Here is a 15,810-nt window from a genome sequence, read left to right on the forward strand (position 1 = left end):
CCCGATTAGACCGGACCTGGGGTGCGCGGAAACAACCACGAGCTGGAGCCCGAGATGTCGAGCCATGTGCCCCGTGGTGTGCGGGCCACTCGGGCGACCATCGCCTCACACTCGCGACAGCGCAGCACGGTTCCCGGTCCGCCCAGATAAGCCTGCAGCTGTCCGAATGCTTGTGTGGCGCCGCAGCTGCAGCAGCGGACAGTGACGGTGGTCGGGTCGCTCGCGAGGAGCCCGGCGAACTCGCCGGCAGCGGCGTTGCCGTCCAAGACTCCGCCTGAGTCAGCGCCGCCATCGGACACGGCCGGGGTCGAGAGATCCGAGGTCATCGATCAACTCCTGTGGGTCCGAATCGTTCCGTACGTAGGCGATCGTCGGGGTATCCCGCCTCGTGGAGCAGGCCTGTGGCGTGGTCGACGAAGCCAGAGGGGCCGCACACGTAGACCCGGGCCGCCAAGGGCTCCGGCCACGCAGACGGAGGTTGGATGTCCTCGACCGCGAGGTGTGAGGCGGGACGGAGGTGCCCGTCGGGGACCTTGCGCGTGTAGACGAGGCGCACTTCGGCGGACCCTCGCGCGGACAGATCGGCCGACATCTCTTCCAGTTCAGGCCCGTACATGAGGTCGCGAGGGCCGCGAAGCGAATACACGAGCATCGTCGGCGTCGCATCCCCCGCTCGCTTCCGGGCTCGCAGCATGGTGACCAGCGGCACCACCCCTGATCCGCCGGCGATCAGGAGTACCGGGCCGTCCCCGATGGATGGGTCCCCCGGCTCCCAGACGAACCATCCACCGATGGGCCCGCGTACGTCGAGTTCGTCACCGATCTCCATGCTCTCCACCAGGTACGGCGAGACCTCGCCATGGGGTAGGAGGTCGACGGTGACCGCGACGCGGTCGGGCGTGGCAGGCTCAGCCAACGAGTAGCTCCGTTGGGCCGAGTAGCCGTCTGCGGCTGTGAGACGTATGTCTACGTGCTGACCGGGCAGATGTCCGGTCCAGCCGGGGACACGTAGAACAAGTGTCCGGGAATGCCAGGACTGCGAGTGCAGACCGATGAGCGTTGCCTTGCGCCAGTGATTCCCGGCTGACGGAGTCTCTTCTACGGAGCTGTCGGCCGGGTCGTCGGTCGTGTTCGTGTCAGTCACCGGCGTAACGCTCCTCGCGCCACGGGTTCCCGTAGTGGTGGTAGCCGAAGCTTTCCCAGAAGCCCGGCTCGTCGAAGCGCTGCATCGTGATGCCGTTCACCCACTTCGCGGACTTCCAGAAGTAGAGATGCGGCACCAGTAGCCTGGCCGGACCACCGTGCTCGACGTGAAGCGGCTCTCCCTCGTACTCGTACACGATCCAGGCCTTGCCCCCCACCAGGTCCTCCAACGGGAGGTTCGTGGTGTAGCCCTCGTACGAATGCACCATCGCGTATTCGTTGTTGGTTGCGATGTCCTCGAAGAAGGTGTCGAGCGACACGCCCCGCCACTGGGTCCCGAGTTTCGTCCACCGGGTCACGCAGTGGATATCAACGTTGATGTCCTCGGAGGGCAAGGCCCTCATCTCATCCCAGCTCCACCGCCTCGGATTGCCCATCTCAGGCGTGATGGTGAAGCTCCATACGTCCGTCGAGATCAGTTGCGTCGGCCCAGCCGTCAGCACGGGGAATCCGTGGGTCAGATGCTGGCCGGGCGGCAGATCGACGGCACGCGGATCGTGATGGCCGAAGAAGCCACGCGAGACTGTCACCATGTGCTCTCTTCCAGACCCAACGGTCTCTAGTGGTGGGCGTCTCACGGTCGGGTCGAAGGGGGCAGCGACCTTGTAGTGGACGATTTCGTCCAACGTAAGGTTCCGCTGCAACTGGTGTCAACGCGCGCGCAGTACGTCGAGAGCTGCTGAACATCATCGTGCGCGACGCGGAGGCGGTCGGGCCGATCGTCGACCTTGAGGTTCAGGCCCGCATAACCGCGGTCGCGCAGCCGGCGCTGCAGGACGTCGACGTTGAGCCCCGACGTAAGGCTCCGAGTGCACGCTCGGGCCACAGACGTTTCCCTCGCCCCGATCAACCACGAGGGGCCGTTGCGAGCGTATTGGATTGCGAAATTGGACTATATAGACCAGACTCCGGCAAGGCGACCGAGAGGGACAGGCCGTCGCCGTCAGCGGGCAATGTCGTGGTGCGACCAGGCGAACCGAGAAGGTGACCTCCATGGCTGATGGCAGATGTCCTGACGCTGTGCGATTCGGCGGCGACCTCGGACTGGCATCTGAACACCTTCAGGATTCGTTGGCCGCCCATCGGGCGGCGACGCCGGGAGCGGCGCCCTCCGTCAGAAGCGCAGCCACATGCACCGGGCCTTGCTATCTAGATGCAGATCGTGTGAACGAGCAGAGCACCATCCGACCCGAGGAGGAGCATGTCATCAACAGCATCCGACCTTGAGCGTATCCGCTCCGAGATCACCGCGGATCCCGACAATGCCTGGGCTGCGGCGGCGAACTACCAGCCGATATACGTTGCCGACACCGCGGCACGCATAGCGATTGTGGGACAGGCGCCAGGACGCAAGGCACAGGAGTCAGGCATCCCGTGGAACGACGCAAGTGGAGCCCGTCTCATCGACTGGCTGGGAGTCGACGAGACAACGTTCCGCGACCCATCACGCTTCGCTCTCCTGCCGATGGACTTCTACTACCCCGGCAAGGGGCGCCACGGTGACCTTCCTCCCCGCCGGGACTTCGCAGCCCGATGGCACCCGCGGATCCTCCAGGCGATGCCTCACATTAAGCTGACACTGCTCATCGGCAGCTATGCGCAACAGCACTACCTGGGCACTCGTGAGTCGCTCACGGCGACAGTTCGACGGTTCGCGGACCATCTCCCGGCAGTCCTGCCGCTGGTGCATCCGTCCCCGCTCAACTTTCGATGGCTCGCGAAGAACCCCTGGTATGAGACAGAGGTCCTCCCCCAGCTACGTCAGTGCGTGCGAGCGGCCCTGGCGTAACAGGTGACCCAAGACCGCGAGTTCAACCGGGCTGTCTCGGACCTGTGCGGTCGAGAGCCGCCGAATGCTCGGCGGTCTTCAGGTAGCCCTGTGCGTGGCCGCGGATGCCGGAGGCGTCCAGTGCGGTCTCGTGAAACAGGATCGCCTCGGGCACCCGAGTCCAGCTCCCCGGTGACCGGGTGCCCGGGTGCCCGGCAGTCACACGAGCATGCAGGCGTACGACGCCACCAACAGCACGGCACAGAAGGCGCTCAAAACGCGCTGCCCAGGGCGGAGACGGCTAGAGGTTGATCATGTGGCCGGCGATGCCTTCGACGGCTTCCTTCATCGCCTCCGACAGTGTCGGGTGAGCGAAGATGTTGCGGGCCACCTCGTCGGCCGTCAGGTCCCACTGCTGGGCCAGCGTCAACGCCGGTAGCAGCTCGGTGACCTCCGGGCCGATCATGTGCGCACCGAGCAACTCGTTGTGAGTCGCGTCTGCGACGACCTTGACGAATCCGACGCCTTCAGCCATGCCACGGGCCTTGCCGTTGGCAGAGAAGGGGAATTGCGCGACCTTGACGTCGTATCCCTTCTCCTTCGCCTGGGCCTCGGAGTATCCGAAGGAGGCGATCTGCGGCCGGCAGAACGTCGCCCGCGGAATCATGTCGAAGTTGATCTCCATGGTCTCCATGCCGGCGATCGTCTCCGCGGCGACCACACCCATCGCCTCGGCGGTGTGAGCGAGCATCAGCTTGCCGGTGCAGTCACCGATCGCATAGACGCCCTCGACGTTGGTGCGACCGCGAGCATCGACCGCGATCGCACCACGGTCGGTGAGCGCGATGCCGGCAGCCTCCAGGCCGAAGCCCTGCGTCCGCGGCGCGAAACCAAAGGCTGCCAGGAACTTGTCAGCCTCGATCAACCGCTCGTCGCCGCCGCCGGACGGGGCCACCGTCACCCGCACGCCGGAGCCGGTGTCCTGGACACCCTTGACCGTCGTGGACAGCAGCACGTTGACGCCGAGCTTCTTGTACGCGCGAAGCAACTCCTTGGACACATCGGCGTCCTCGGTCGGCACCATTCGGTCCAGGAACTCCACGATGGTGACGTCGACCCCGAAGTTCTTGAGCACGTAGGCGAACTCCACCCCGATCGCGCCCGAACCGCCGATGACGATCGACTTCGGCAGCTGGTCGGTGAGGATCTGCTCCTCGTAGGTGACCACGTTCTCGGAGAGCGTGACCCCCGGAACCAGTCGCACCGTGGCACCAACGGCGATGATCAAGCTGCCGAAGGTGTAGGACGAGGTCTGATCGTCCGTGGAAACGTCGATCGACGTGGGCCCGGTGAGTGTTCCCCAGCCTTCGATCTCAGTGATCTTGTTCTTCTTCATCAGGTAATGCACGCCCTTGGCGCTCGCCTCCGCGACACGGCGGCTGCGCCTGTGCGTGACGCCGAAGTCCATGGTGGCATCACCCGTGATGCCGAAGGTGTCCTTCTCCTGGGTGATGATGTGGGCGATCTCCGCGTTGCGCAGCAGCGCCTTGGACGGAATGCAGCCGACATTGAGGCAGACACCGCCCCAATACTTTTCCTCCACGACGGCGACCGACTTGCCGAGCTGCGCGGCGCGGATAGCGGCGACGTATCCCCCTGGGCCGGCACCGAGGACAAGGACATCGAAATAGGTCACGAGCTGAAGCCTAGACTGCCGCCGTTCGCACCATACGTCGCACTGGCCCTCCGACGGCGATCTCTCGATGCATCGGGAACGGCAGCTTGGTGACGACGTGGCCGAGGTTTCGCAGCGCAGGGGATCGCCGCTGCCCGACGCCTTCCAGCCCACCTACTTGGCCGCTGACTCACGTCCTTGCCGGCATCCGACCGGCCGTGATCCTGGCCACCCGCCGAGCCTTCAAGCCACCAGACGGGCCACCGAAGGGCAGTCAGAGCGGCGGCGACGCCTGGCCTCGAACCCAGCGCACCGGGGCCGCACTCCACGTCACAGATCGTTCCGCTCAGCCGGGTAAGAAACCGACATCCGGCGGCACTTAACGGGAGAACCGAAGTGCCGCCTCGGCGAGCGACTGAATACAGAGAGGCGTCCCAATGAAGGCGATTGTGGTGACGGATGAGGCCGCGGGAACGGCCGGGATGACGCTGGCGGAGCGGCCCGAGCCGGAGGCGACGGGAAACGACGTGCTGGTTGAGGTTCATGCGTCGGGATTCACCCCCGGCGAGCTGACGTGGCCCGGAACCTGGACCGATCGCCTCGGCCGCGACCGCACGCCTTCGATCCCCGGACACGAGGCAGCTGGCGTGGTCACCGCGCTCGGCTATGGCACGAGGGGGCTGTCGGTGGGACAACGGGTGTTCGGCCTCGCAGACTGGACTCGCGACGGCACCCTGGCCGAGTACGTGGCCATCGAGGCACGCAACCTCGCGCCGCTGCCGGGCGACGTCGACTTCACGGTGGGCGCGAGCCTGCCGATCTCGGGCCTGACCGCGTGGCAGGGACTGTTCGTGCACGGCCGCTTCGAGGCCGGCCAGAGCGTCCTCGTCCATGGTGCGGCCGGCGGAGTCGGCTCGATGGTGGCTCAGCTCGCCAAAGAGGCCGGCGCCTACGTCATCGGCACCGGACGTGCCGCCGACCGACAGACCGCCCTCGACTTCGGCTCGCAGGAGTTCGTCGACCTCGACAACGACACGCTGGAAGACGTCGGCGAAGTCGATCTGGTCTTCGACGTGATCGGCGCCGACATCGCCAGACGGTCCGCGGGCCTGGTCCGAACCGGCGGAATGCTGGTGACCATCGCCGGTCCGCCCGAGGCGCAGCCGGCCGAGGGTCTGGCGGTCGACTTCGTCGTCGAGGCCGATCGCGCCCAACTGAGTGAGGTCGTCCAGCGGGTCAGGGATGGCCGGCTGCGGACGAACATCGGCACCGTCGCGACCCTCGACGACGCCGTCGCCGCCCTCAACCCGACCGAGCGAACCAGGGGAAAGACGATCATCCGTGTTCGCCCCTGAAGGACTCGGCACAAGACGAGCGGGCCCCGGCCGGCGAACGAACAATCAACGAATGGACACCCCCATGACCGACCCAACCCGCTACGTCTTCGAGCACTCCGATGGGAAAGACAGCCTCAGTGAGGACCAGGCCGTACTCATCGACGAGATGATCGACGACCCCCATGCTCCCGCGTTCGACTTCGCAGTCGTCAATGACGAGAAGGCCGGCATCTACGAGGCCATCGTCGGCGACCGCGAGATCGCCGGCCTGCCATACAGTGTCGCCGGCGACGACCGGCTGGTGTTGCTGGCGACCTCGGTGTACCCCGAATTCCGCAAGCAGGGCATCGCCACCGAGCTGATCAGACGCGTCCTCGACGACGTGCGCGCGCAAGGCAAGACGGTCACCATCATGTGCCCGGTCGTACGCACCTTCATCGAGCACAACCCCGAGTACGCCGACCTCATCGACGCCAAGCACCCAGGAGTGACCAAAGGCCACCGATGACCTTGGTTACTCCGGGCCGTTGGTGGTCGGCGCCGTCGACCAGCTCACCAAGGTCTCCGAGTGCGCTGCGGGTGCTCGGGTTCTACCTCCTGTGGCGTGGAGCCCATGGCTGGTGCCGGCCACGTTCCGGCGCTGTTGGCCTCAGAGTGGCTGCTGACCAGCGGGACCAGGCGCAAAAGGTCCATCTACGCGCTCGGCACTGGCAGCCGGAGTGACGCGTTGGCTCATGTGAGCACGTGCGGCTGGGCCGAGCCGCACGTCAGGCGAGGCCGTTCTGTCGCATTCCGATCTCCCTCAGAAGACCGAGTGGATGCGCACAGCCTTCGCCAAGCGGTCGCCGATCCGCTTAGCAGCGAAGTTCGGTCAGTAGAGTCGCCCGAAGCATCACCCTCGTCGGACCGGTTCGCGCCGACCCGCGCGGGCGAGTCGGCCGCGCCTGTACGCTTCCGTCCCGGAAGATCGTTGTACCAGTTCAGCGACACCCTCTCAGGGCCGAGAAACCGTGCCGGCGAGGGCACGCCCATGCCGAGATGCGCGCACCCTCTCAGCCGGGCGTTCAATCGGTGGTGGCGGTGCGTTTGGGGAGCACCCAGCCTGGACGCGGGAAATGGCAGGTGTACCCGTTCGGATACCTGATCAGGTAGTCCTGGTGCTCGGGCTCCGCCTCCCAGAATGGCCCTGGGGACTCGATCGTCGTGACGGCCTTACCTGGCCACAGACCCGACGCATCGACATCGGCGATCGTGTCACGGGCGACCTGCTCCTGCTCGGGAGTGAGCGGGAAGATCGCGGAGCGGTAGCTCGTACCGATGTCGTTGCCCTGCCGGTTCAGGGTGGTCGGGTCGTGGATCTGGAAGAAGAACGCCAGGATGTCGCGGTAGGTCGTCTGCGCGGGGTCGAAGACGATCTCGACCGCTTCGGCGTGGCCGGGGTGATTGCGGTACGTTGCGTGATCGTTCTCGCCGCCGGTGTATCCGACGCGTGTGTCCAGCACGCCTGGCTGCCGGCGAATGAGGTCCTCCATGCCCCAGAAGCACCCACCGGCCAAGACAGCCGTCTCGGTGCCCGGTTTGCGGGTGATCTGCCCGGTGTCATGAATCCCGTTGGTCACGATGCACGCTCCTCTGTGCTGGTGGTGTCGATGGTCTCGAACAGCGAGCGGTACTCGCCGTAGCCCTGCGTCTCGAGCTCGGCGACCGAAACGAAGCGCAATGCGGCCGAGTTTATGCAGTACCGCTGGCCACCGGCGTCGGCAGGACCGTCATCGAACAGGTGCCCGAGGTGACTGTCCGCCCCGGCGGACCGCACCTCCGTGCGGGTCATCCAGAGTGATCCGTCGGTCTTTGTGCGAACGGCATCAGCCTCTATCGGCTTGGTGAAGCTCGGCCACCCAGTGCCGCTGTCGTACTTGTCGGTCGACGAGAACAGGGGCTGGCCGGAGACCACGTCCACGTAGACGCCGGGCTCGTGATTGTTCCAGTACTCGTTGCGGAACGCTGGCTCCGTCCCGTCCTTCTGAGTGACGTCGAACTGGCTGTCGGTGAGACGGCTCAACGCCTCCGGAGTCTTGCGGTAGTCGTGCGACACGGTATCTCCTCTTCTGACGTCGGTGATTGCGGCAGGCACTGGAAACAACACCGCACAGATACGATTTGGTCCTAGGCCCTGAGAGCTCACGGTGACTTTGATTTCAGGCTCGGATTGGCGGGTCAGGTTCGGAAGTCACGTGGCCGGGCACGTCGATGAGGTAGCTCTGATCACCCGAGCCCCGTACCTGCAGATCATGGCCCCGCACAGCGCCCGAAAGGCCGTACGCCCCCTCTGCGCACGTTCCGCACGCAGCAAGGTGCGATGCCGATCCCGGATAGTGTTCGGCGGCATCGGCTCCGGCCCGAGTAGCTCGACGTAGATCGCCACTACCTCTTGGTCAGTTGGCAGGGCAGCCATCGGCTCCCCTCCTGGATACCCGTTAGTGGTCAGGAAAGCGCGGATCTTACGACGCGCATCGAAAACGGTCTTGTAGATCGCCCCCGCTTCGACCCAGACAGAGACACCATCGCATCCAGCGGAACACCGTCGACAACGATCGCGGCGAACAAGCGGCGCTGATGATCGGTCAACGTCTTGTCTACGGCTCTCCGCAGGGCCGTGATCGGTCCCGCTGCTGTGCCTGCGCGAGCGGGTCGGCAGCGAACCGTGCGGGGAGTCGTTTCCCATCCTCAGCGTCTATGGGCACAGATGGCCGGCGCCAGAAGTGGCGCCCGAGCTCTGCTGGAACGCCCCAGCTGCTGATCATCGCCGACAAGGGCTACGTCTCCGCCGAACTGGACACCTTCCTGGCCGAACACGGGGCACGCCTGGTGCGCCCGTCCTACCGCAACCGCACACCACGTCCCGGCGAACACCTGGGTCATCACGTTCCGGTCCCCCGATACGAGCGCGCCGATGCGCCTCAGGGATCGCGACCAGCAACATCCCCCTCAGGATGGACATCTGCACCGGCGCGTAGCCGACCAGCCGGGCTCGCCGTCGGTGCGCCCGGCGGAATAGATGACCGCTTCAGCCCGTTAACAGGACTAAATAGTCCATTTATGGCGAGGAGCAGCGCCATGAAGTGTGGCGCCGATATCCGAGGGACAGAGATGTCGCACCAATATCGCAAGAACCCAGAGGCCGTCGCCCAGCTCACCGCCGAGCAGTATCGGGTGACCCAGGAGAACGGAACGGAATCCCGGTTCAAGAACGAGTTCTGGCACCACAAGGAGCCAGGCCTGTACGTCGACGTCGTGTCCGGCGAGCCGCTGTTCGCCTCGGTCGACAAGTACGACAGCTTGTCCGGCTGGCCCAGCTTCACCGCGCCGGCCGAGCCCGGCAACGTGGTCGAGAACTCCGACACCAGCCACGGCATGATCCGCACCGAGGTCCGGTCGAAGCACGGCGACAGCCACCTGGGCCACGTCTTCGACGACGGCCCCGCCGCGGACGGCGGACTGCGCTACTGCATCAACTCAGCCGCCCTGCGGTTCGTCCCTCTCGACGACCTCGAGCGCGAGGGCTACGGAGAGTACCGCAGGCTGTTCGACAACGCCGACGAAGGAGCATGACGATGACCACGACGCAGAAGGCCATCCTCGCCGGGGGCTGCTTCTGGGGAATGCAGGACCTGATCCGCAAGCTCCCCGGAGTGATCTCCACCCGTGTCGGCTACACCGGCGGCGACGTGCCCAACGCGACCTACCGCGACCACGGCACCCACGCCGAGGCCATCGAGATCGTCTACAACCCCGACTGGACCACCTACCGCGACCTGCTGGAGTTCTTCTTCCAGATCCACGACCCCACCACCCTCGACCGCCAGGGCAACGACATCGGCACCAGCTACCGCTCAGCGATCTTCTACCTCGACCAGGAGCAGAAGCGCGTCGCCGAGGACACCATCGCCGACGTCGACGCCTCCGGCCAGTGGCCCGGCAAGGTCGTCACCGAGGTAAGCGCCGCCGGGCCGTTCTGGGAGGCCGAGCCCGAGCATCAGGACTACCTGGAGCGCTACCCGGCCGGATACACCTGCCACTTCGTCCGCCCCGGCTGGAAGCTCCGCCGCGGGGACGCCCCCGCCGTCGGCTGACGTGAAACCGCCACAAGCGTGCACCTTGTCGCGTGTGTGGCTATCAGTTTCCGCGGGTAGTGGTACGCCTCAAGATGCGCGCACACTCCGCACAGCGAGCAAACCTCGCGCCACTTCACCCCGTCGCACCACTTCACGCCGGGGACCGACAGCAGAAATGAAGCTGACGGCAGCGATCCCCCACGAATTGCCAGTGCGAGATCGAAAGGAAGCACCCAGCCCGCAGCGCCTTGACACCCGGAACGGAACCGATCATGAGTGAGATCTTGCATAGGCTTTCCGCCCAGGGCGTCTCCATCTGGCTGGACACCATCAGCCGGGAGCGCCTGCGCAGCGGCCATCTCGCCGCGCTGGTCTGCGACAAGAACGTGGTGGGGGTCACGTCCAATCCGACCATTTTCGCCGCGGCGCTGAGTGAGGGGGACGCCTACGACGACCAGTTGCACGATCTGCAGGTGCGCGGCGTCGGCGTCGGCGAGGCCGCGCGCGCCATCACCACTTACGACATCCGCTGGGCCTGCGACGTGCTGCGCCCCGTCTACGACGCGACCGGCGGCGTCGACGGCCGCGTGTCGATCGAGGTCGATCCGCGCCTGGCCAAGGACACCGAGCGGACCGTCGCCGAGGCCCGCGCGCTGTGGTGGCTGGTCGACCGGCCCAACCTGTTCATCAAGATCCCAGCGACCGTCGAGGGGCTGCCCGCGATCACGGCCGCCCTGGCCGAGGGCATCAGCGTCAACGTGACGCTGATCTTCTCGCTGGAGCGCTACCGTGCGGTCCTGGACGCCTGGCTGTCCGGCCTGGAGGCCGCCAGGGCCAAGGGCGTCGACCTGTCCAGGATCGAGTCGGTCGGGTCGTTCTTCGTGAGCCGGGTCGACACCGAGGTGGACAAGCGCCTCGAGGCGATCGGCACCGACGCCGCCAAGCTTCTGGCCGGCAAAGCCGGCGTGGCCAACGCGCGGCTGGCGCACGCCACGTTCAACGAGATCACGGCGAGCTCGCGCTGGCAGGCCCTCAGTGCCGCCGGAGCGCGGCCGCAGCGCCCGCTATGGGCCTCCACCGGGACCAAGAACCCCGCCTACTCCCCGACGCTCTACATCGACGACCTGGTCACGTCGGGCGTCGTCAACACCATGCCGGAGAAGACCCTCGACGCCGCCGCGGCGCAGGCCACGGTCAACGGCGACACAGTCCGCCCCTTCTACGAGGACGCCTGGAACACCATGGCGGCCCTCAAGGAGGCCGGCATCGACTACGACGACGTGGTAAGGGTCCTCGAGGAGGAGGGCGTGGAGAAGTTCACGGCGTCCTGGAACGAGCTGATCGACACCGTGTCCGCCGAGCTCAACAAGGCGTAAAGGTAGGGCCTCATACAGTGCGACGACATACCCACTCGCCGGTGAGGACCTGCCGGCGAGGGGCGCGGCCACCAAAAGAGGCCGGCGGCCTTCAGGCCGCACGGCCTGCCGCGGAGCGAATCCTGTACTGACCGCTTCGACGATGGTCGAACCATCGCGATTCGCAACATTTCTGCAATGCCACGCGGAAGCTCGGGCAAGCGCCCACCGGTTCCGGCGCCGGCGTTGCTCACACTCGGAAGGTTGCATCATGGCCCTCGTGTCACGAGGATTTTCTGGACGTCGCCGTGACGACGACGTGAAGCTGCCGCCGGGGCAGTACCTCACCGAGGACTTCCCCGTGCTGTCGGCCGGGCCTACGCCGCAGGTGCGAACCGAGCGGTGGGAGTTCACGATCACCACGGAGACCGGCGAGGAACACCGCTGGGACTGGGCGGCCCTGCGCGCGCTACCCGCCGAGCATTTCACCACCGACCTGCACTGCGTCACCAAGTGGTCGAAGCTGGGCACCATGTGGGAGGGGGTCTCGCTCGACACGCTGTTCGCCGACGTCGAGACCACCGCCGACTACGCCCTGGCGCACTCCTACGGTGGCTACACCACCAACCTGCCGCTGGAGGACCTGCTCGACGGCCAAGCGTGGATCGCCTTCAGCTACGGCGGCGAGGACCTCACCGCTGAGCACGGCGGTCCGGCCCGGCTCCTGGTGCCCCACCTGTACTTGTGGAAGAGCGCCAAGTGGCTGCGGGGGATCCGGCTGGTGAACGAGGACACGCCGGGGTTCTGGGAGGGCGTCGGCTACCACAACTACGGAGACCCATGGCGCGAGCAGCGATACTGGGGCGACTGACCTGGCGGGTCGCCACGGTGACGGCCCGCCGCGAGGAGAGCCCGACCGCACGCACCATCGTGCTCCGCGTGCCCGGCTGGCCCGGCCACCTCGCCGGTCAGCACGTCGACCTGCGGCTCACGGCCTCCGATGGCTACTCGACCCAGCGTTCCTACTCGATCGCGTCGGCCGCCGACGGTGAACGGGGCGAGCTCACCGTGGAGGAGATCCCCCGGCAGAGAAGTCTCGCTACCTCACCCGGGGTTTTGGAGGTGGGCGACCCGCTGGAGCTGCGCGGGCCGACTGGCGAGTGGTTCCTGTGACGGCCGGGCCTGCCCACACCGGTGCAGCTCATCGCGGGCGGCTCGGGTCTGGTGCCGCTGATGGCCATGATCCGCGCCCGGGCCGCAGGGCCCGATCCCGGCATCGCGCCGTTTCGGCTGCTGTACTCCGTGCGCGAGCCTGGAGCTCTGCTGTATGCCGGGGAACTGGGGGAACGCGCCACGGACGGCACCGGCCTGGAGAGTGCCTACGCCTGCACCCGGCGGGCTCCGGAAGGGCACGAGCGTCCTCCGGGGCAGGTGGACGCGGCCCTGGTCCGCGCCGTCACCTGGCCGCCGGAAAGCATGCCGCTGACCTTCGTCTGCGGCCCTACCGGCTTCGTGGAGAGCGCCGCCGGCTTGCTGGTCGCCGCCTGCTACGACCCGGCCTTGATCCGCACCGAACGATTTGGCCCCACGGGAGGAAGCCAATGAGCACCAACGACGACCACCTCGACGCCAACGCGGCGGGCGGGGCGCTGCGCGAGCTCTTCAGCGTCGACCTCACCGCGGCCGGCACCTTGTGTGCCACCTGCGCGCACAGCTTCACCTTCGCGGAGGCGCTTCTTTACGCGCGGGCCCCCGGTCTGGTGGGCCGCTGCCCGGCCTGCGGAGAGGTCGTGTTCCGCCTGGTCCGCGGGCCCGGCCGGGCCTGGCTCGACCTGCGCGGCAGCACCTGTCTCGCCATCCGCATGCCTGAGGGGCGTTGAGATGTGCGCGATGGGAGTGGATGTGATGTGCGAGGATCCGGCCGACGGCGCATGGGGTGGTTGAGGCGTCGATCCCGATGGCCTTCATGGGCCGCGGAGCGGCCCGGCTTCGAGTGGGTGGTGTGCATCCGCCTGCGTAAGGTCAGGCGTCAGTGCTGCCGGCTTCATGTCCTGGCTGCAGGTGTGGATATTTCATGTCGAAGGCGGGCCGCTCGGACCTGATCCGGGGCAGCGAAGAGAAATTGTGCCGCGGCGGCGGGCAGGACGTGGCCCACTCCAGCGAGTTGCCGAACTCCCAAGGGTCGTCGACCGTCACCTTGGCCGCCACCCGGGACGTGCGCCAGATGTTGAAGAGGAACACCAGCGTGGAGGCGCCCAGCAAGAACGAGCCGACCGAGGAGATCATGTTCAGGTCGGTGAACCCGTCGGCCGAGCCGTAGTCAGCATAGCGGCGTGGGAACCCGATCGCCCCGAGCCAGAACTGCACCAGGAACGTCGCCTCGAAGCCGATGAACAGCGGCCAGAAGTGCAGCTTGCCGAGCCGGTCGTTGAGCATCTTGCCGGTCATCTTCGGCCACCAGAAGTAGAACCCGGCGAACATCGCGAAGACCACCGTGCCGAAGACGACGTAGTGGATATGGGCCACCACGAAGTAGGTGTCGCTGACGTGGAAGTCGAGCGGCGGCGAGGCCAGAATAACGCCGGTCAGGCCACCGATGAGGAACGTGACCAGGAAGCCGATGCAGAACAGCATGGGCGACTCGAACGACAGGTGGCCGCGCCACATGGTGCCGATCCAGTTGAAGAACTTCACACCAGTGGGCACGGCGATGAGAAAGCTCGTCATCGAGAAGAACGGCAACAGCACCTGGCCCGTGACGAACATGTGGTGCGCCCACACGGTCATGGACAGCCCGGCGATCGAGATGGTCGCCGCCACCAGGCCGATGTAGCCGAAGATCGGTTTGCGGCTGAAGACGGGGATGACCTCGGAGATGATGCCGAAGAACGGAACCGCGATGATGTACACCTCCGGGTGGCCGAAGAACCAGAACAGGTGCTGCCACAGCATGGCTCCGCCGGTCTCCGGGTCGTAGACGTGCGTGCCGAACTTACGGTCGATCTCCAGTGCCAGCAACGCGGCGGCGAGCGTGGGAAACGCCAGGAGCGCCATCAACGCCGTGAGCAGGGTGTTCCAGGTGAAGATCGGCATCCGGAACATCGTCATGCCGGGCGCCCGCATGCAGGTGATGGTGGTGATGAAGTTGACCGACGTGAGGATCGTGCCCAGGCCGGACAGCACGAGCCCCATGATCCACAGATCGGCCCCGATTCCCGGGGTGAAGGTGGCGGTCGACAGCGGCGTGTAGGCGACCCAGCCGAAGGACGCCGCGCCGCCATCCGCGAAGAAGCCGCTGACCACCATCAGCCCGCCGAGCAAGAACATCCAATAGCTGGCCGCGTTGAGGCGCGGGAAGGCCACGTCGGGCGCGCCGATCTGCAGCGGCATGATCACGTTCGCGAACCCGGCGAACAGCGGGGTCGCGAACAGCAGAAGCATGATGGTGCCATGGATGCTGAACAACTGGTTGTACTGCTCGCGCGTGACGAACTGCAACCCCGGTCCGTACAGCTCTGCCCTTATCACCATCGCAAGCAGGCCGGCGAATAGAAAGAAACTGAACGACGTGGCGAGGTAGAGGTAACCGATCACTTTGTGGTCGGTCGTGGTCAACCAGGAAACGACCATTCGTCCGGCGCCGCTCTGCCCGCGTGGCACAGGCATAGGCCGATCCCGACGAGGCTCGGTCCTAGCCATATACATATCTCCTGCCACTGGACACGCTAAGGGGATCTCAGCCGGTTTTCCCCGCCCACTGTGTCGCCAACCGATCCGGGTGTGCCGGTTCCTTCACAAGTCCCGTACGGCGCCGGCCGCTCATGAACCATGAATGCCTGGCCGAGGGTGAAGTTCGTCCGTAATGGCACGCCCAAGGATCGGTCATGTGATTGCCATCCGGGAATCTCTTGAGTTCCTCCCGCCGGCGGTCAGGCAGCTCAGGAGCAAGCCGTTCCATCTCTCGTCCTGCGCGAGCACCTCGATTTCAGGCTGATTCTGAGACAGAATTTGCGCCCCAGGTAATGACGCCTGAGCCGATGGGGCTGGGGCCGACTTCGGGAACCGCCGACGACACGCACACGCAGACATTTTGCCAACGGTCGAAGCTCCCGTATCCCACACTAGAGCTACAGGTGCGCCGTGGATGATACGTTCGGCGGACGACCGTTTCGTTTCGCAGAACGACAAGCGTCTACGCCTTTTCAGGAGAAGAGAAGGCGGGGAATCGGCTTTGCGGGATTCCGACCCGCGATCGTGCGAAGACAACGAGGCAGAGCGAAGCGCGGAAAACGTCACCAACTGCGAGAGGGGATCGCAGCATGGGAACATGTCGCGCCACAGCCGACCGCATCCAATG

At 66.0% G+C, this 15,810-nt stretch carries 17 protein-coding genes and 1 pseudogene; 11 read left to right on the plus strand and 7 right to left on the minus strand.

Annotation, left to right across the window (positions count from 1 at the left end):
- Nucleotides 1–5: 5 nt before the first annotated feature.
- The 3 genes from E1286_RS51905 to E1286_RS06950 are packed head-to-tail and all read right to left on the minus strand — an operon-like array spanning nucleotide 6 to nucleotide 1,829.
- Nucleotides 6–326, minus strand: a complete 321-nt coding sequence (locus E1286_RS51905) for a DUF6510 family protein (protein WP_223189649.1) — start codon at nucleotides 324–326, stop codon at nucleotides 6–8.
- Nucleotides 323–1,144, minus strand: coding sequence for an FAD-binding oxidoreductase (locus tag E1286_RS06945; protein ID WP_132609879.1), 822 nt, complete (start codon nucleotides 1,142–1,144; stop codon nucleotides 323–325). Before E1286_RS06945 ends, E1286_RS51905 begins: the two co-directional genes overlap by 4 nt.
- Complete coding sequence (locus tag E1286_RS06950) at nucleotides 1,137–1,829, minus strand: molybdopterin-dependent oxidoreductase (RefSeq protein ID WP_425464741.1); 693 nt, start codon at nucleotides 1,827–1,829, stop codon at nucleotides 1,137–1,139. Before E1286_RS06950 ends, E1286_RS06945 begins: the two co-directional genes overlap by 8 nt.
- Before the next feature lie 575 nt (nucleotides 1,830–2,404).
- On the opposite strand from E1286_RS06950, the gene E1286_RS06955 reads away from it, so the two are divergent.
- Nucleotides 2,405–2,992, plus strand: a complete 588-nt coding sequence (locus E1286_RS06955) for a uracil-DNA glycosylase family protein (protein WP_132609881.1) — start codon at nucleotides 2,405–2,407, stop codon at nucleotides 2,990–2,992.
- A 280-nt stretch (nucleotides 2,993–3,272) separates the two neighbouring features.
- Here the strand turns inward: E1286_RS06955 and lpdA are convergent, their stop codons facing one another.
- Entirely contained in the window at nucleotides 3,273–4,667 is a 1,395-nt protein-coding gene (lpdA, locus tag E1286_RS06960) for a dihydrolipoyl dehydrogenase (protein ID WP_132609883.1), read from the minus strand.
- A gap of 416 nt (nucleotides 4,668–5,083) precedes the next feature.
- On the opposite strand from lpdA, the gene E1286_RS06965 reads away from it, so the two are divergent.
- Nucleotides 5,084–6,001 (plus strand): NADP-dependent oxidoreductase, encoded by a 918-nt coding sequence (locus E1286_RS06965; RefSeq protein ID WP_132609885.1) that lies wholly within the window; start codon nucleotides 5,084–5,086, stop codon nucleotides 5,999–6,001.
- 64 nt (nucleotides 6,002–6,065) lie between these two features.
- Nucleotides 6,066–6,491 carry a GNAT family N-acetyltransferase gene (locus E1286_RS06970; protein WP_165969618.1) on the plus strand — a complete coding sequence of 142 codons (426 nt, stop codon included), beginning with the start codon at nucleotides 6,066–6,068 and terminating at the stop codon, nucleotides 6,489–6,491.
- A 556-nt stretch (nucleotides 6,492–7,047) separates the two neighbouring features.
- Here E1286_RS06970 and msrA (E1286_RS06975) read toward each other — a convergent pair.
- Together msrA (E1286_RS06975) and msrB (E1286_RS06980) are read right to left on the minus strand one after the other, a co-directional pair.
- Entirely contained in the window at nucleotides 7,048–7,602 is a 555-nt protein-coding gene (msrA, locus tag E1286_RS06975; protein WP_132609889.1) for a peptide-methionine (S)-S-oxide reductase MsrA, read from the minus strand.
- Nucleotides 7,599–8,078 carry a peptide-methionine (R)-S-oxide reductase MsrB gene (msrB, locus tag E1286_RS06980; RefSeq protein ID WP_132609891.1) on the minus strand — a complete coding sequence of 160 codons (480 nt, stop codon included), beginning with the start codon at nucleotides 8,076–8,078 and terminating at the stop codon, nucleotides 7,599–7,601. The genes msrA (E1286_RS06975) and msrB (E1286_RS06980) overlap by 4 nt, the downstream gene beginning before the upstream one ends.
- Nucleotides 8,079–8,761: 683 nt before the next feature.
- Between msrB (E1286_RS06980) and E1286_RS51910 the strand changes: the two are divergent.
- From E1286_RS51910 to E1286_RS07010, 8 genes and pseudogenes are all read left to right on the plus strand, one after another.
- Nucleotides 8,762–8,899 (plus strand): annotated as a pseudogene (locus tag E1286_RS51910) (IS982 family transposase); the annotation flags it as partial.
- A 234-nt stretch (nucleotides 8,900–9,133) separates the two neighbouring features.
- Nucleotides 9,134–9,595 (plus strand): peptide-methionine (R)-S-oxide reductase MsrB, encoded by a 462-nt coding sequence (msrB, locus tag E1286_RS06985; protein ID WP_132609893.1) that lies wholly within the window; start codon nucleotides 9,134–9,136, stop codon nucleotides 9,593–9,595.
- 2 nt (nucleotides 9,596–9,597) lie between these two features.
- On the plus strand, nucleotides 9,598–10,116 hold the full coding sequence (gene msrA, locus E1286_RS06990; RefSeq protein ID WP_132609895.1) for a peptide-methionine (S)-S-oxide reductase MsrA: 519 nt from the start codon (nucleotides 9,598–9,600) through the stop codon (nucleotides 10,114–10,116).
- A 254-nt stretch (nucleotides 10,117–10,370) separates the two neighbouring features.
- Nucleotides 10,371–11,474, plus strand: a complete 1,104-nt coding sequence (gene tal / locus E1286_RS06995; protein ID WP_132609897.1) for a transaldolase — start codon at nucleotides 10,371–10,373, stop codon at nucleotides 11,472–11,474.
- Between the two features lie 250 nt (nucleotides 11,475–11,724).
- Entirely contained in the window at nucleotides 11,725–12,324 is a 600-nt protein-coding gene (locus E1286_RS07000; RefSeq protein WP_132609899.1) for a sulfite oxidase-like oxidoreductase, read from the plus strand.
- Complete coding sequence (locus E1286_RS49955; protein WP_246074533.1) at nucleotides 12,294–12,626, plus strand: FAD-binding oxidoreductase; 333 nt, start codon at nucleotides 12,294–12,296, stop codon at nucleotides 12,624–12,626. The genes E1286_RS07000 and E1286_RS49955 overlap by 31 nt, the downstream gene beginning before the upstream one ends.
- A 21-nt stretch (nucleotides 12,627–12,647) precedes the next feature.
- Nucleotides 12,648–13,058 (plus strand): ferredoxin reductase domain-containing protein, encoded by a 411-nt coding sequence (locus E1286_RS49960; RefSeq protein ID WP_246074534.1) that lies wholly within the window; start codon nucleotides 12,648–12,650, stop codon nucleotides 13,056–13,058.
- Nucleotides 13,055–13,333: a DUF6510 family protein gene (locus E1286_RS07010; RefSeq protein ID WP_132609901.1), complete on the plus strand. Its 279-nt coding sequence runs from the start codon at nucleotides 13,055–13,057 to the stop codon at nucleotides 13,331–13,333. The genes E1286_RS49960 and E1286_RS07010 overlap by 4 nt, the downstream gene beginning before the upstream one ends.
- 142 nt (nucleotides 13,334–13,475) lie before the next feature.
- On the opposite strand, the gene ctaD is transcribed toward E1286_RS07010, so the two are convergent.
- Nucleotides 13,476–15,119 carry an aa3-type cytochrome oxidase subunit I gene (gene ctaD, locus E1286_RS07015; RefSeq protein WP_425464742.1) on the minus strand — a complete coding sequence of 548 codons (1,644 nt, stop codon included), beginning with the start codon at nucleotides 15,117–15,119 and terminating at the stop codon, nucleotides 13,476–13,478.
- Between the last annotated feature and the right edge of the window lie 691 nt (nucleotides 15,120–15,810).

It is taken from the genome of Nonomuraea terrae, from assembly GCF_004348995.1.
Classification (GTDB): domain Bacteria; phylum Actinomycetota; class Actinomycetes; order Streptosporangiales; family Streptosporangiaceae; genus Nonomuraea; species Nonomuraea terrae.

Coding starts and splice junctions, on each gene's coding strand:
- E1286_RS51905 (WP_223189649.1), bottom strand. CDS start 326: ATGACCTCGGATCTCTCGACCCCGGCCGTGTCCGATGGCGGCGCTGAC.
- E1286_RS06955 (WP_132609881.1), top strand. CDS start 2,405: ATGTCATCAACAGCATCCGACCTTGAGCGTATCCGCTCCGAGATCACC.
- E1286_RS06965 (WP_132609885.1), top strand. CDS start 5,084: ATGAAGGCGATTGTGGTGACGGATGAGGCCGCGGGAACGGCCGGGATG.
- E1286_RS06970 (WP_165969618.1), top strand. CDS start 6,066: ATGACCGACCCAACCCGCTACGTCTTCGAGCACTCCGATGGGAAAGAC.
- msrB (WP_132609893.1), top strand. CDS start 9,134: ATGTCGCACCAATATCGCAAGAACCCAGAGGCCGTCGCCCAGCTCACC.
- msrA (WP_132609895.1), top strand. CDS start 9,598: ATGACCACGACGCAGAAGGCCATCCTCGCCGGGGGCTGCTTCTGGGGA.
- tal (WP_132609897.1), top strand. CDS start 10,371: ATGAGTGAGATCTTGCATAGGCTTTCCGCCCAGGGCGTCTCCATCTGG.
- E1286_RS07000 (WP_132609899.1), top strand. CDS start 11,725: ATGGCCCTCGTGTCACGAGGATTTTCTGGACGTCGCCGTGACGACGAC.
- E1286_RS49955 (WP_246074533.1), top strand. CDS start 12,294: ATGGCGCGAGCAGCGATACTGGGGCGACTGACCTGGCGGGTCGCCACG.
- E1286_RS07010 (WP_132609901.1), top strand. CDS start 13,055: ATGAGCACCAACGACGACCACCTCGACGCCAACGCGGCGGGCGGGGCG.
- ctaD (WP_425464742.1), bottom strand. CDS start 15,119: ATGCCTGTGCCACGCGGGCAGAGCGGCGCCGGACGAATGGTCGTTTCC.